Raw genomic sequence first — 15,366 nt, 5'->3', positions numbered from 1 at the left:
GGTGCCATTCAGAACCCCTTATTGCCGATAACGTCAATAATTTTCCAGCTCGGCTGCTGGTTCGGGCGTCCATTCTTTGCTTTTGACGAGCAGGTAACCACCCATTGCCAGCAACACATACACTTCAGTACCAACCCACGCCCAGGCTGCGCCCAGATGCCCGTACTGCCGAATCAACACGATGTTGAGTCCCAGACCCAGCACCGACCCAATGGCCGTAATCACAAAAAAGGGCCGATCCATTCGCAGGTTCAGCATCGTGTGAATACCCAATAGGTTACTCATGCCAATGACGAGCGGCAACAGGGCTACTACCCGTAACACCGATACTGCCCCCACGAAATCGGCCCCGAAAAAGAACGGGATAAACCAGGGAGCAATGATCCATAAGCCTGCTGACACAACACTCAAACCACCCAGCAACGGCCAGAAAACGGACCGTACCATTTGCAGCCCCGACTTTCTTCCCTGCCCGAAGGCATTGGCGATAATCGGGAAGAGCGCCTGGTTAAGGGCCATTGTCACAAACGAAAGAGCAACCCCTTCCAGCCGGGTACCGGCCGAGTATAAACCCACGGCGTAGGCAGTACTGAGAATGCCCAGAAAAAACACAGTCGACGACGCATACAGCGTAATCATCACGTTGGAAAAAAATAGCGTGGCATCAGCCTTGAAGCGCGCTACCAGATGCACCACCGACGGCCAGTAAAACCGAATGCCAAACCGCTTGGCAGCTACACCCAGGGCAATGGCGTTGATCAGCACCTGCGATATGCTAAGCACCAGGTTCTGCCAGACGTAATCGTCAGGCTGGTGAATAACCAGGAAGATGGCCCCGGTAAAGAGAAGCTTCACCAAGAGGTTAAACATAGCCACCCGCCCGAGGTCTTCCATCGCCTGATAGACCCAGAAAGGCGACAGCACCGTACTGATGCAGGTTACGTAGGTACATAGGTGCAACAGCCAATGCTCGCGGAAAGTAGGTGCGCCAAACGTCACACCCGCAAAAATGATGGTCGATAGGCACCACAGCAGTACCTTACCGGCCATCACTTCACTGTACACCCGACTGGTTGCTTCCTTATCATACCGGTTGGCGGCAATAGCCCTTACGGCTGCCAGATCGAACCCGTAGTTGATAATCAGGCTGAAATACGTGACGTAAGCCAGCGAAAAGTTGAGCAACCCCAGGCGTTCAGGGCCTATGATGCGTACCACATACGGCACAGTCAGTAGAGGTAGCAAGAAATTAGCTACCTGAACGCTAAAGAGCGAAGCTACGTTGACCACGAACCGCTTTAAAATGCTTTTGGAAAAGCCAGATGTCGGAGCTGGAAGGGGTTCATTGTCGACGAGTACTGTTGTCTCTGTTGTCTCCTTACCAGGCATTAGGATTTCCGTTTAGAGCCGCTTTCACCGTCCACCAGCAGATGCGCAAGTCCAGGGCCGGGGACTGTTGCTGAATATACAGATGGTCGTAACGTACCCGATGCTTCATCTGGTACGGTTTGCCCGTTTCGCCGCGTGCGCCACGTACCTGAGCCAGACCTGTAATGCCTGGTTTCACTACATACCGCTCGCGATAACCTGGCATGGTGTTCCAGTATTGAGCGTCGAGTGGCAGCGGGTGTGGACGCGGGCCAACAATACTCATATGGCCCAGCAACACATTTAGAAACTGAGGCATCTCATCCAAGTTTGTCTTGCGCAGAATACGACCAATGGGTGTTACCCGATAATCGTGCTTACTGGCCTGTTGAAACTGGGCATTGGGGTTATGCGCCATCGTTCGGAACTTGAAGCAGGGAAATTGCTCGCCGCCCCGACCAGACCGCATTTGAACAAAAATAGCGGGCCCCTTAGATGTTAATCTAATCAATAGGGCAAGTAGGGGAATGAGCCAAACTAAAATAGTGATGGCTACCAAACCGGCTACTAGTAAATCAGTAATACGCTTAGCATACAAACCCCACGTAGGCGTTTGAGTCGCTAGTTCCCGGTCGCGTTCCAGGCTGACCGTCTCCATGTTTTGTACGGTAAATGATGTCATTGTCGTTGAGTAAATTAGGTGTGTATGTTGAACCGAATACTACTTGCTTAATTAATTCTCAGCACCCCTGGTAATTTGGTTTTTGTCAATCGCGTGCGCTCAAAAACAGTCTGTTTAGTTGGAAAGAAGTGTTAACGTGAACATTGAGAAAAGAAAAGAACTATCCGCGCAGCCACCGGCGTGGCTGCGCAGCTTGGTAGTAGCGATCTTTATGGCTGTGGCTGAGGTAAGAGCCATCATTGCCAACAACACCATTTAGCACCAGATTAAGATTTTTGAATCGTTGCTCGCGACGAACCAGCTCAATAGCTTTCAGGCTGGTTTGGGGTGTTACGCCGTGCCGGACAACAAACAGCGTCGAGTCGGCAAACGGAGCCATCAACTGGGCATCTGATACCAACCCCAGCGGAGGGGTGTCGAGGACTACGTAGGCAAACTGCTCGCGCAGGTCGGTGATAAGCTGCCGTAGCCGGGGCGAACTGAGGAGTTCGGCCGGGTTCTGGTCTTCGCTCATCGTGCCGCTGCTGATCATGAAGAAATTCTTGTACCCTGGTACTGGCTGCAGCACATCGCTCAATGTAGCCTCGCCCGACAGGTATTCGCTAATGCCGATGTTAGTGTCAAGATGGAACGACTCCTGGTAAGTCGGGCGGCGCAAGTCCATTTCCAGCACCACCGTTGGTCGATCAACCAGCGAGAGGCTGGCTCCCAGGTTTAGTGATACAAACGTTTTCCCTTCTCCACTGATGCTCGATGTTACCAGCAACACATGACTGCCTCCTTCGGCCGATTCAATAAATGGCAGGTTAGCCCGCAGCGTGCGTATCTGCTCGGTAATTAGTGAGCGGCTGCGGTGCGTAATAACCAACCGTTTTTTACCTGAACCCGGATTGCTTGACAGCTCGCCAAGTATTGGTGTGATTGTTGATTTTTCAACCTCGTGTCTGCTTCGGATCCGCTGGTTGAGCGAGTCGATACCGGCAATGGCACCCAGTGGAAGAAGTAAGCCTACCATACCAAACAGCAGATAGATCATTGGTTTCACTGGTTTCACCGGAGTCATGCTGCTGATGGCGGCGTCGACCGTACGGCTGTCAGACACGGCAGCGGCAAAGGCAACGGCTGTTTCTTCCCGCTTTTGTAGCAGGTACGTGTACAGATCGTTTTTGATAGCCTGCTGACGTGAGATATCCATCAGTGCCCGTTCTTGGCGAGGTACCTGCCGAATCTGGCCAGCTAGTGCCTGGTTTTTAGCCTGGTAAGTGCGCTGCGTGCTTTCGAGCATATTCTTCATCGTCTGCACATTCTCCGAAATCCGGCGTTTCGTTGCCCGAATCTGGTCGTCGATACCTTGCAATTGCGGATTGGAGCTCGATGTAGTTTGCGCCAACTGGGTACGTTGCAGTTCCAGATCAGAAGCTTTACCGATCAGGCTAATCAATACCGGATTGCTTAGCCCAACAGTTGCTGGTGCATCACTCTGGTCGGTAGACTGGCTACGCGCGTATTTCTGCAGGTCATTCAAGGCCGACAGTTGTACGTTCACCTCGTTCAGCTTCGCGTCATTCTCTTTTGCCGAAAGCAGGAATGTTTGTGCCTGCGTGCTCAAATCGGTAATACCTTCACTAGACTTGAAGCTTTCAACCCGGCGTTCAACCCCCGACAATTCGCCCGACAGCCCATTCAACCGCTGCTGGATAAACTGTAGTGTATTGGATGCTACCTTGTTTTTGCTTTGAATAGACGCCAGGTTGTATTCGGCGATCAGCGTGTTTAACACGGCTTCTCCTTTTGCAGGAACGGCGTCGTCGACGGTAAGAACAACTACCGATGATGTTTTGCTAGTTGGCTCAGCCTTCAGCCGGCCCACATAATCGCCCGCTACCGCCTGCTTAGTTGATGCCTGAACAATAATTGGCTCGGTACTTGCAGATACAGGTTTGCGGGTAGCTACCCGAATACGACCAACCTCTGTATTAACCGACTGGTTGAGCGGAATTGGTGTACCGTTAATCCGGGCAATTGAGTTGCTGCTAAACGTGAGTGTGATTGGCTCTTCGTAGAGGATAGGTTGCCCTTTCTCAACGATCAGCTCAATTGGGCTTTCCTGGTAAATTTCCCGCTTACCAAATTTGGTCTCGTGAAAGTACCGGTGTTCCAGGTGGAGCTTTTCTACAACCTGACCCATGAGCGAAGCTGAGCGTAGCATCTCAATTTCGTTCTCTACTGACTTCTTGGGTGTGGCCGCCTGAAACTCGCGTAAAGCCCCGCCCTGTTCATCTGATTTGTTGCCATCGAGTAGCAGCAAGCTGGCTTGAACCCGGTAGATTGGTTGCTTGTAACGCAAATAAAGGTAGGCAGCGCCTAGGGCCAGACCCAGCGAAAGTACAAACCAGGGCCAATGGCGAACATAGCGGAAGATGATCGCCCGGACATTTGGACGATTGCTCTCCATGAGCGAGTACGGGGTGTAGACCGTAGTTGAAGTTGACATAACGTTTGTTGTAAGCTGGCAAAAGAGCCAGTATTATTGTAAATCAAAAACCGAAAATAGTACAATAAAAAGGCTGTCTTATGGTACTAAAAATACATTAAGACTATCCTTTTGACACTTAATTAGATCTCCGGCGAAAGATTCACTGGTGAATTAACGTAGAATGATGTTGGCGACTACGATTGGATAAGCTGAAAATGAGGTTCCGGTTCTAAATCAGAGCAGGCGGTAAAGGGTTAGCCAATAGACAATTGTAAACTCATTTTTTAACACAGAATAATACAATTAGAGCCGTTGTAACTAACTGCTAACTTAGCCCAACATGGTGACATCGTTTGCTATTCAGCAGGTAAATTGATACAGTCAGTTATACGCATATAAATTGAAGTACAGCTATTCTTAATAAAGTACAAATAGGAACGGTATAGGTTATACGCTTCTGTTACCTCTTTGTTATCAGGCTTGACCAGCCTACTGAATGCTGGTTCGGGTGCTGTATTGTCGCTATAATCTATAGCCTGTATAAAAAATAAAGGGGTGTTCTGTATCATTGTAGTGCACTCAATGGCATAACGGATATGAAAAATGAAGCTAAGCCTGCTCCGTTTCATAAACAGAGCGTTCACCCATCCAGGATCCTCATCATCGGAAATGAACTAAGTAATCTGGCATCGATTGAACATCATCTGATTGACGCCATTCCTGAGGTTGAACTCGTCAAAGCTATCAATGAGGAGCAAGCGTTAGCCTACCTGGGCGCATGCCATATTGACGAGTGGCGGCTGCCCCGTATGATCCTGCTCGATCTATTAATGCCATTACAGGCAAATAGCTGGGATACATTGCGGCGCATAAAAGCGCTCCCTGCACCAGCCAACCAAATTCCGGTTGTCATTCTGAGCGATGCGGATAACCCGGATGCTATAAGCGAAGCGTACGATTGGGGCAGCTCGTCGTACTTGGTCAAGCCAAGTATTGAGAAGGAATGGCCCACTTTTTTTCAACTCCTGAGAAAATACTGGTGGGAGACGGTATTGTTGCCTCATACTGATTATCGTTATTAAATACTTGGTAATGATGCCATTGTGAGCCAGTAGCGGCAAACTTGCTCCATTATATCAACAAACTGGCTGTTGTCTTCTGGAATTGTTATCACAGAATTGGCCTGAAGCGCATAGCCCGATCGGGTTCCCTCGGCACGGGGTCCTACCAATAGAACCACCGGTAATCGGCGTAGACGTGGGTTGCCTTTCAACTCCTGTAGCAAGGCTAGTCGGCTTAGTGTAGACTGCCGAAGATCGATGAGCAGCAGTACAGGGCGTTCAATCTGAGCCAACGCCAATAGCTGTGAAAGGAAAGCACTGTTGTCTAAAACATGAACCAATGTCAACGGCCAATTGTCTTCGATAATTTGTCGTAGAAGCAGGCTTTTCGTAGTGTCACTTGATACGAATGCGATAGACCGCTCTGGTTCTACAGCCGCCGAGTCGTCAGCCTCCACCGAATGAACCAACACTGGCCACTGACGTCGACTAACAGGGAGTACTGTACCATCTTCAAGCACAACGGCTCCACTCCCTTTTGAATGCACTTGCGTTTGCAGTTTGACAACGCAAGTCGGATTAACCAGTAACGTTTTGTGAATCCGGATGAATGAAGGAAGTTGCCGTTCCAAAAATCGAAGTGATTTCGACACCAATAATTGTTCGCCAGTTCTGAAATGAACAAATGAATAATTGTTAGCTCCTGACAGATGCGAAATCAATACTGGGTGCTGTAATGCATTGGTAATTAGTCCCATATGTAAAGTCCGCCTACATTTCTCATCTAAGTTGGAGTATGCCTGATAACGGAAGCTAAATAGTGGTTTGTTTCTGTTAGTTAGTGTACGGACTGGTTCGTCATATATGATCGTAAAGACATACGAATAATGTGCCATGTCGGTTTTCTATGCCAAACATTGGATCAAAAATTGCGTCGGTTGATCACGATATAGGGACTTCTGTTGCCCTTTAAGCAGACGGTAGGGGATACAAAACTTTCCGAAGCTAGGCTGGTTCTATCTTTACTAGCTCGGCTTTAATCCAAAAATGTCGGCGATTAGTTATACTATACATCACTACATTAGATTCGTTATTCGTGGATACACTAACCAATGCTTCATCTAGACCTGTTGTGTTCGTCACGGACGAATCGGCTGAATATCGCCAGCTAGTACGCCACGTGTTTACCTGTTTTCTACCAGAATATGAGTTACGGTTGTTCGAGAATGGTCGGGCTTTGCAGCGGGCACTTATAGGCGAAGACCAGCCAGGCCTTATAGTAATCGGTGCTTCATCACCTGTAACAACTTGGTGTGAGTTGATCATGAAACTGCGTGAAACGGCTCGCTACAAAAACACACCTGTAGTACTAATGAGCAGTACAAATGCGGATAGTGATGTATCTGCCTGTTACGGTGCCGGAGCTAATTCATATATGGTTAAACCAGAAAACTTGGAAGCGGCAGAGCAATTGCTACCAACTGTATGTACCTATTGGTTCAAGCTGCATCAACAATCATTGATTACGGTTTAGGCTGTTCGACAACTCGGTTAAGTACCATCTCATATATAAAGAAGTACCATTACATATATATATTAGCTTCATATGTCTATCAGAGGATAGCTTGCACCCTTATAGTGGCAATGCTGGCATTGTATCGAATTATCGCGCAAAATCTGGCTTGCATTTTGAGGCTATCTTACCATGTTTACGAGCTCAACGAACCTGAAAAAGAAGTATATCTATAGAAATATACTACTACTTATCTTCCCAACCCTATGCATCATCCTTGCTACGGGGTCAGCCATTTTGGGACAAACCACTTATTATGTGTCGGCATCGGGTAGCGACTCAAATAATGGCACATCAACCGGGACGCCTTTTCAAAGCCTGGCCAAGGTGAACAGTCTAGCCCTGAGAGCCGGTGACCAAGTGCTTTTCCGTCGTGGCGATACCTTCCGGGGTACGTTGCTCGTTCGTCGGTCGGGCTCAGCAACGCAACCGATTGTGTTCGATGCCTATGGTAGCGGATCAAAGCCGGTTATATCGGGGTCAGTACCAGTTACAAACTGGACAAGCGCTGGTAACAACGTCTGGCAGGCGCCCTGTTCGTCATGCGGTAGTGCTGTGACGGGTCTATACCGTGATGGTGCGCCTTTGCCATTGGGCCGTTACCCTAATGCCGATGCGCCTAATAAAGGCAACTTAACTATAAGAGCGCACACTGAAAAGTACCAGATATTCAGCCAGGAAAACCTGCCTTATAACATAAACTGGAAGGGCGCAGAAGTAGTCATGAGACCTACGGCTTGGATTATTGATCGTGCTGTTGTGGATGCGCAGTACGGAGATGCCCTGAATTTATTTAATTACTCTAATTATACCCCCAGGGATAATTCAGAATACTTTTTTCAAAACCATCCGGCAACGTTAGATAGGCCAGGTGAGTGGTGCTACGATGCCGCAGGGAAAAAAATATCAATCTACTATGAAGGTGATTTTTTGTCGAGTGGTTTATACACAGTTACAACATCGGGACGTGGTATCGATATAGCAACTAGCGCGTATGTTACGATCCGTAATTTACAGGTAGCAGAAACCTTAAATACAAGCGTTTATGGGCAGAATGTGTCTAATCTGACTTTATCAAATCTCGATGTCTTAAATGCTGGTGAAGATGGAGTCATTATTTTAGGGTCAGGAAATAATATCTTGTTAGAAAACAGTAAGATTCATACTATTAATAATAATGGCGTCTGGATAGATCCTTATCAAAACGTCACTCTAAGGGGAAATTCAATACGGCGAATTGCAATTTTACCTGGTAGAGGTAAGAGTGGTGATGGTCAGTACAATGGCATTACGTCAAAGGCGAGTCAGAACGTATTGATTGAAAATAACACACTCGATAGCGTTGGCTATAATGGTATTACCTTCGAAAAAAATACAACAATACAGAGGAATGTTATTGCTAACTATTGCTTTATAAAAATTGATGGTGGTGGAGTTTACGCGCATAACGGTAATAAATCTCCTATGTCCAACATATATGTATTGAACAATATTTTTTACACGAAACCGCCTGGAAATACGCCATGGGTTGATTATTCAATTGGAATATTCATGGACGATTGTGTTGAGAATGTAACGATAAAAGGGAATACTATCTTTGGCAATACACAATGGGGCGTTTTTCTACATGCGGCTAGTCGTATTACATTCACAGATAACACTTTATTTGATAATAATACCTGTCAATTAGTACTTTATCACAATGCAGGACATTGTCCTATCAGGGGCGATATAATAAAAAGAAATATTATAATCAGTAAGTCAAGTTCCCAGATGGTGGCTCAATTTGAATCAGATGCTGATGACCTACTACAATATGGGGCAATTGATTCAAATTATTACGCCAGACCATTTAACGAAGCGGCAACAATAAGAGGAATTGTCAATTGGGGACAAGGTGGTAATTTCTCATTGCCTGATTGGCAAAAATTTTCAAAGGGACAGGATTTGCATTCTAAGAGCAGTCCCATTACGTACAATCAATATCTAGCGGAAAGCGCTGGTGGCGCTAATCGAATCAGCAGCACATTTGATACAGGTCTTGACGGCTGGGAGGTTGTGTATAGCCGGTATGGAAATGCGTCAATTGTACGGGATAATATAAGTAGACTGGATGGTGGAAGTCTTAAACTCTCTTTTCCTACCCCATCAGGTCAGGCAGATTCATACGCGCAGTTGGTGAAGCGCGTAGGGCCAATTAGAAAGGGAAAAACATATGTGCTGCGTTTCGATGCCGTATCCACGGGTATGATCAATATTATGGCTTATATCCGGCAATATGGGCCACCGTTTCGTGAATTTGATGGGCGATATACGCTATCAATCGGTCCGGATCGCAAAAGCTATGAGGTGGTGTTCACGGCGTCGGATGATGATCAGGATGCTATTATCATGCTTCAAACGAATCAGGAAGAACCTGCTTTCTGGATAGATAATGTACGTGTGCAGGAAGACGTACCTGTTCGAAATAACCCCGACGACTTTATCAAGTTGTATTACAACCCTACTTTAAAAGATAGTACGGTTATGTTGCCGGCTGGCGCTTTCCGGGACGTAAAAAATCAGGCCTATGCAAAGTCGCTGGTACTAAAACCGTTTACATCTGTTGTCCTGTTAAGGGATACCCTTCCCTTTCCTCCGGCCGATCTTAGTCTCTCGTTATTCAGTGATAAGCGGGTTTTGCAAATAAATGAACCAACTACAGTCAGGTTGACGGTTCGTAATGAAGGCGCCACCAGCGCTGAACTGGCCAAATGGACATATAGGTTACCAGCTAACATGGAGTTCACCGCTGTGAACGGCCAGCCTTATACTGACAACGTGCTGAACGGCACCGTGCTGCCACTAGCCCCTTACCGAGATACCACGTACGCGGTTTCGATCAGGGCAACTTCACCAGGCCTCTTTAGGATGTCGGCGCAATTAACAACCGCCACATCACATGACCCTGATAGCAACCCTAACACCGGCACGGCTGATGGAGAAGATGATGCTTCGACAACTGAATTGCGGGTTGGTGAGGCGACAGCGCTATACGAATCGCCTAATCCCAATCAACGTGTGCTGCCAGCAGTGGTTTCCAGCCAGCCAGTGCCAAGCGCAACCCAGGCCGACCTTAGTTTGCACATGGCGGTCAGTAAGCGTGTGCCGGCGCTTGGTGAGTTAATCAGCTACACGCTGTCAGTAACTAATGCAGGCGGTATGGATGCCCGTGGCGTAACGGTACAGAATATACTACCTGACGGATTTGACCTGGCAGAGTCAGCCAATTGGTCTATTAACGGGCGTACTATAACAAACACAATAGATACGATAGCCGCCAATTCAACCGCAACAATATCCTTTTGGGTACGTGTCACTCTTCCTGGCTTTTGGGTTAACAAAGCACAGATCATGTCTTGCTCCGTGGGCGACCCGGACTCAACACCAGGCAACGGATTCACCAATGGTGAAGACGATCAAACTCAGTCCGACGTACGAGTTTGGTAATTTTTATACTTCTCCTGTAGTATTGGTAGGGTATTTGTTACTATTCTCCATTGGCTCTATACTCAACGAGCACTGATGGGGCGAATGACTGCGTGCCTACAATTTCGATTTTTTCGGACACTCGGTTTTTTACTTATCCTAATTGGGAGGTTTACGGTCGCTAAACGTTGAAAAAAGTATAGCCATCTGTAACTACTTTCATTTGTTCTGTATATGAGTCTGCAAAAACCGCTATAGATTAGTCTTATAATTATATATTATTAAAAAAAGTTGGTATAAATATTGCCACTTACGCCATTAGATAACTTCTGCTTGGAATTAAGCAGATAGATTATATAGTTCTAAAACTTCGTAAGTTTGCCTGAGATTTATACGTAATCCCATCCGTAACTTGAAAAATTTCGTGACCTCACGGGCCATTAAACTGGCTCGTCACGCCTCCGTGTGCCTACTGCTAAGCGGTAGTCTCTCAGTTGCTTTAGGGCAAACTACTTACTATGTTGCCAACACTGGTAGCGACAGTAATGCAGGTCGATCGGCCGATGCTCCATTTCAAACAATTGCGAAGGTTAACAGCCTGCTGTTGCAGCCTGGTGACCAGGTGCTGTTCAGGCGTAATGACACGTTCAACGGCACGCTGCTGATCCGACAGTCGGGTACATCTGACAAACCAATCATTGTAGATGGCTACGGAGCAGGTAATAAACCTCGGCTAACCGGTTCGGTGCGAGTCACCAACTGGACTAGCCTGGGGAATAATATCTGGGAGGCCAGTTGCAGTGCTTGTGGCGACCGAGTAACCGGGTTATACCGCGATAATACAGCTCTGCCGCTGGGTCGGTACCCCAACCCCGACGCAGGGAACAAGGGCTACCTTACTGTACAATCGCATGTGGGTAAGACGCAACTCACCAGCCAACAGGCCATAAGCACCAACTGGGTCGGAGGCGAAGCCGTATTCCGTCCGGTACAATGGATACTGAACCGATCAGCCATTACGGGGCAAAATGGTAATACACTCACTTTAGCGAGTGCCGGCACTTATGATATAGCCGATGGATGGGGTTACTTTATTCAGGGGCACCCGGCTACGCTCGACCAGGCGGGAGAGTGGTACTATAACCCGTCTACCAAATCGATCCGATTGTTTGATAGTCAGGGTGATCCGAATAACCAATCTATTGCCGCTACGGTCCACAATGAAGCCGTTTCGATGACGAACGTTTCGTTTGTTACCCTGCGCAATCTGGAGCTGTCGCAGGCCTTGACAACCAACTTGTCGATCATGAATGGCTCTAACCTGATCGTTTCAGACAACACTATTAGTCAGGCTGGTGAAGACGGTATCCTAGTTCGGGGCAACGGTAGTCGGGTATCGATCGAAAACAACCTGATCGAGGATATCAACAACAATGGAGTTGCTATCTCTGCGTATCAGGCTATCACGTTTCGGGGCAACACCGTACGTCGAATTGCACTATCACCCGGTCGCGGGCGGAGTGGCGATGGCACCTACTCGGGATTCGCGTCGGCAAGCACAGGGAACACGATAATCGAAGACAATATATTTGACAGCATTGGCTACAATGCCCTTAATTTCGCCAGTAGCACTACTATTCAGCGCAACAGGATCAGTAACTTTTGCCTGACCAAAAGTGATGGAAGTGGCCTCTACATCTGGAATGGCAATCAACAGGCCATGAGCAACATCCGTATCCTGTCGAACCTGGTTTACAATGGGATTGGGGCACCGGAAGGCACGCCAGGCGGTGCTTACTCAGGGGCTAATGGCATTTACCTCGACGATTGTACTACTAATATTGAAGTAGCCAACAACTCAGTATATGATTGCCGTGGCCTGGGTATCTTTCTGCATGGTTCATCGAACATCACTGTAACCGGTAATACGGCATACAACAATGGTGAAGGCCAATTAGCAGTTACGACCGCTGGTGGCTGTCAGCCGCGTAACAACTTGATTCAGAATAATATATTCGTGAGTCGATTAGCTTATCAGTTCAACGTTAAATACGAGTCGGCGCAAAATGACCTGGGGAGCTTTGGGCAGATAGACAACAACGTATACGCACGCCCATTTGAGGATACGTATACCATCCGGGCTGTCTATAATAGTACAACTGGGGCCGACCTGTCGCTGGAAAGCTGGAGGAGCCGGTACAGTAAAGACATGAATACGATAAAAAGTCCTGTTACCTATACCTCAGGAAATCCCGATGACGTAATCAAATTTATTGGTAACCCAACGGGAAGCCCTATTCAGGTACCGCTTTCAGGTACGTATCGCGACGCTCGAAATACAGTATGCACCGACCAGGTGACGGTTGGAGCCTTTGCCTCAGTTGTGCTGTTTAGTGATAAAAACGCTACACCGATTGTGTTGCGTGAGCCCGAAAACCCGGCGAATGCGGTGGCTGGACTGAACTTCGGCTATTATGAAGGAAGCTGGAATGTACTGCCTAACTTCAGCGCACTAACACCCATAAAAGCGGGTAACAATGCAGTTCCAGACTTGTCAGTACGGTTGAAAGACGAAGGGTACGGACTATTGTATTCAGGTTATATTACTGTACCTACCGACGGCGTATATACTTTTTATACCAACTCGGATGATGGCAGCAAACTACTGATTGGTAATACGGTAGTTGTAGATAACGATGGCAGTCACGCCGAACAGGAGCGGTGGGGCACGATTGGATTGAAAGCCGGTACACACGCCATTAGCATCCCGTATTACCAGGGTGGTGGGGGACAGGCCCTAACAGTGAGTTATAGTGGGCCGGACATTACTAAGCAAGTGCTGCCAGGGTCGGCTTTGGTACGAGTTGCTCCGGTAACTCCCCCTGTAATCGTCGCACTGCGTGACCCTGAGAACCCGAGCAATACGCAGGAGGGACTTGACTATGGCTATTATGAAGGTACCTGGAGTATGCTACCTAATTTTAGTGCGCTGACACCCCTGAAGACGAGCACCAACACGCTACCGAATCTGGCTGGTAGAGCCCGCGAGATTAATTACGGCATGCTATATACAGGGTATGTGACAGTGCCTGCCGACGGGGTGTATACCTTCTACACTTATTCAGACGACGGCAGCAAGCTGCTGATTGGTAACACAGTAGTCGTAGATAACGATGGTGGACATGCGGAGCAGGAACGGTCAGGCACTATTGGCTTGAAAGCGGGTACGCACGCCATCAGCATTCCGTACTTCCAGGGCGGTGGCGGTCAAGTAATGACTGTGAGTTATAGTGGTCCAGGGTTGGGTAAGCAGGCTATTCCAGCAACTGCTTACCGGCGCACAGCTACCGTAACCCCAGCTCCGGTAGCTGTATCACTACGCACCCCTGAAAACCCAGCTAACACGGTAGCAGGTCTCGATTACGGCTATTTTGAAGGCAGCTGGGGTACGTTACCCAACTTCAGTGCGCTTATTCCGGCTAAAGCTGGCATTAATGCATTGCCTGATCTGGCTGTCCGTTCGCGGGACAGTAACTACGGGATTCGGTATGCTGGCTACATCACAGTGCCTACCGATGGTGTATATACTTTCTACACCTACTCAGACGATGGCAGCAAGTTGCTGATTGGTACTACTGAGGTGGTGAACAACGATGGTGGACATGCTGAGCAGGAACGGTCGGGCACCATCGGGCTGAAAGCTGGTACACATGCTATCTGCATTCCGTACTTCCAGGGCGGCGGTGGCCAGGCGCTGACCGTGAGTTACAGCGGGCCGGGCATTACCAAACGAACCATTCCAGCGTCTGCTTATCAGCGAATCAGTACGCTGGTTGCTGGCGATGGTACTGGATTACGGGCCGACTATTTCAATAACACTACCATGACTGCCCCGATTGTGTTGACCCGTACAGATGCAACGATCAATTTCGACTGGGGAACTGGTTCTCCATCGTCAGGGATCAACACTGATTATTTCTCGGTGCGGTGGACAGGGCAGGTAAAAGCGCCGGTAACAGGCAGCTACACCTTCAGCACTACAACAGATGACGGCGTACGGTTGTGGGTGAATGGCAAACTCCTTGTCGACGATTGGAATGGCCGAGCTGTAAAGACAAATAACGGGCCAACTATTTTGCTCGTCGCCGGCCAGCGGTACGACATCCGAATGGAGTATTTCGATAATATTATTGGGGCGGTTGCCAAACTGCAGTGGATCTATCCAGGGCAAACCCAGCAGGTTGTTCCTCAGTCGTACCTGTATCCGACCAGCGGATCAGCCCGGATGGCAGCTACGGCGAGTGACTTCACGCCCGATATGGCCGTACAAGTTTATCCGGTGCCTGCTCGTGAAGAGCTTCAGGTACGTTACTACGCATCGACGGCCGGTGACGTGACGATGCAACTCACCAGCGTTGGTGCCTATCCGGTCATGCAAAAGCGTACAACCGTTGTGCAGGGCGAAAACGTAATTCGCATCCCAGTGCTCGAGTACAATCGGGGAATGTATATCTTTAGCCTCATTCAGGGCACCGATCGAATCACCAAAAAGGTGCTGCTGGCTGATTAACCAGTTTGTATAGCTAGCTCGTTTATACGCACTGGCTACGAGAAAGCTGATTTTGGATAAGCAATAGCTTATCTGAAATCAGCTTTCTGGCGTTAACGTACCTGGCTTATCAGTTTGAGGTCTGGACAAAATAGTCAGGAGAAATTAATCTGTGTGCAATTCGCCGTG

At 48.2% G+C, this 15,366-nt stretch carries 8 protein-coding genes; 4 read left to right on the top strand and 4 right to left on the bottom strand.

Annotated elements, in window-relative coordinates; all coding sequences use genetic code 11:
• Nucleotides 1-33 precede the first annotated feature (33 nt).
• The 3 genes from F7231_RS10040 to F7231_RS10030 form a co-directional block, all read right to left on the bottom strand.
• Entirely contained in the window at nucleotides 34-1,389 is a 1,356-nt protein-coding gene (locus tag F7231_RS10040) for a flippase (protein ID WP_166691790.1), read from the bottom strand.
• The gene (locus tag F7231_RS10035; protein ID WP_085410926.1) at nucleotides 1,379-2,050 is read right to left on the bottom strand and encodes a sugar transferase; all 672 of its coding nucleotides are present in this window, start codon (nucleotides 2,048-2,050) and stop codon (nucleotides 1,379-1,381) included. The genes F7231_RS10040 and F7231_RS10035 overlap by 11 nt, the downstream gene beginning before the upstream one ends.
• Before the next feature lie 160 nt (nucleotides 2,051-2,210).
• Entirely contained in the window at nucleotides 2,211-4,544 is a 2,334-nt protein-coding gene (locus F7231_RS10030; protein WP_166691789.1) for a GumC family protein, read from the bottom strand.
• Between the two features lie 578 nt (nucleotides 4,545-5,122).
• Here F7231_RS10030 and F7231_RS10025 point away from each other — a divergent pair.
• Entirely contained in the window at nucleotides 5,123-5,608 is a 486-nt protein-coding gene (locus F7231_RS10025) for a response regulator (protein ID WP_166691788.1), read from the top strand.
• On the opposite strand, the gene F7231_RS10020 is transcribed toward F7231_RS10025, so the two are convergent.
• Nucleotides 5,605-6,345 carry a response regulator transcription factor gene (locus F7231_RS10020; protein WP_229369819.1) on the bottom strand — a complete coding sequence of 247 codons (741 nt, stop codon included), beginning with the start codon at nucleotides 6,343-6,345 and terminating at the stop codon, nucleotides 5,605-5,607. The two genes, F7231_RS10025 and F7231_RS10020, sit on opposite strands and share 4 nt — an antisense overlap.
• Nucleotides 6,346-6,683: 338 nt before the next feature.
• Between F7231_RS10020 and F7231_RS10015 the strand changes: the two genes are divergently transcribed.
• The 3 genes from F7231_RS10015 to F7231_RS10005 all read left to right on the top strand — a co-directional run bounded on the left by F7231_RS10015 (nucleotide 6,684) and on the right by F7231_RS10005 (nucleotide 15,198).
• Entirely contained in the window at nucleotides 6,684-7,121 is a 438-nt protein-coding gene (locus tag F7231_RS10015) for a response regulator (protein WP_166691786.1), read from the top strand.
• 297 nt (nucleotides 7,122-7,418) lie between these two features.
• Complete coding sequence (locus F7231_RS10010; protein ID WP_166691785.1) at nucleotides 7,419-10,649, top strand: right-handed parallel beta-helix repeat-containing protein; 3,231 nt, start codon at nucleotides 7,419-7,421, stop codon at nucleotides 10,647-10,649.
• A gap of 391 nt (nucleotides 10,650-11,040) precedes the next feature.
• On the top strand, nucleotides 11,041-15,198 hold the full coding sequence (locus F7231_RS10005) for a PA14 domain-containing protein (RefSeq protein WP_229369776.1): 4,158 nt from the start codon (nucleotides 11,041-11,043) through the stop codon (nucleotides 15,196-15,198).
• The last annotated feature ends 168 nt before the right edge of the window (nucleotides 15,199-15,366 follow it).

The organism is Fibrivirga algicola (assembly GCF_011742925.1).
GTDB classification, from domain to species: Bacteria; Bacteroidota; Bacteroidia; order Cytophagales; family Spirosomataceae; genus Fibrella; species Fibrella algicola.
Note: the sequence above shows the minus strand (reverse complement) of the source record. Positions and strands in the feature narration are given on the sequence as shown.

Bases quoted from the DNA above. Each gene is read 5' to 3' on its own strand.
- F7231_RS10020 (WP_229369819.1), bottom strand. From the start codon at position 6,345: ATGGGACTAATTACCAATGCATTACAGCACCCAGTATTGATTTCGCAT.
- F7231_RS10030 (WP_166691789.1), bottom strand. From the start codon at position 4,544: ATGTCAACTTCAACTACGGTCTACACCCCGTACTCGCTCATGGAGAGC.
- F7231_RS10035 (WP_085410926.1), bottom strand. From the start codon at position 2,050: ATGACATCATTTACCGTACAAAACATGGAGACGGTCAGCCTGGAACGC.
- F7231_RS10040 (WP_166691790.1), bottom strand. From the start codon at position 1,389: ATGCCTGGTAAGGAGACAACAGAGACAACAGTACTCGTCGACAATGAA.
- F7231_RS10025 (WP_166691788.1), top strand. From the start codon at position 5,123: ATGAAAAATGAAGCTAAGCCTGCTCCGTTTCATAAACAGAGCGTTCAC.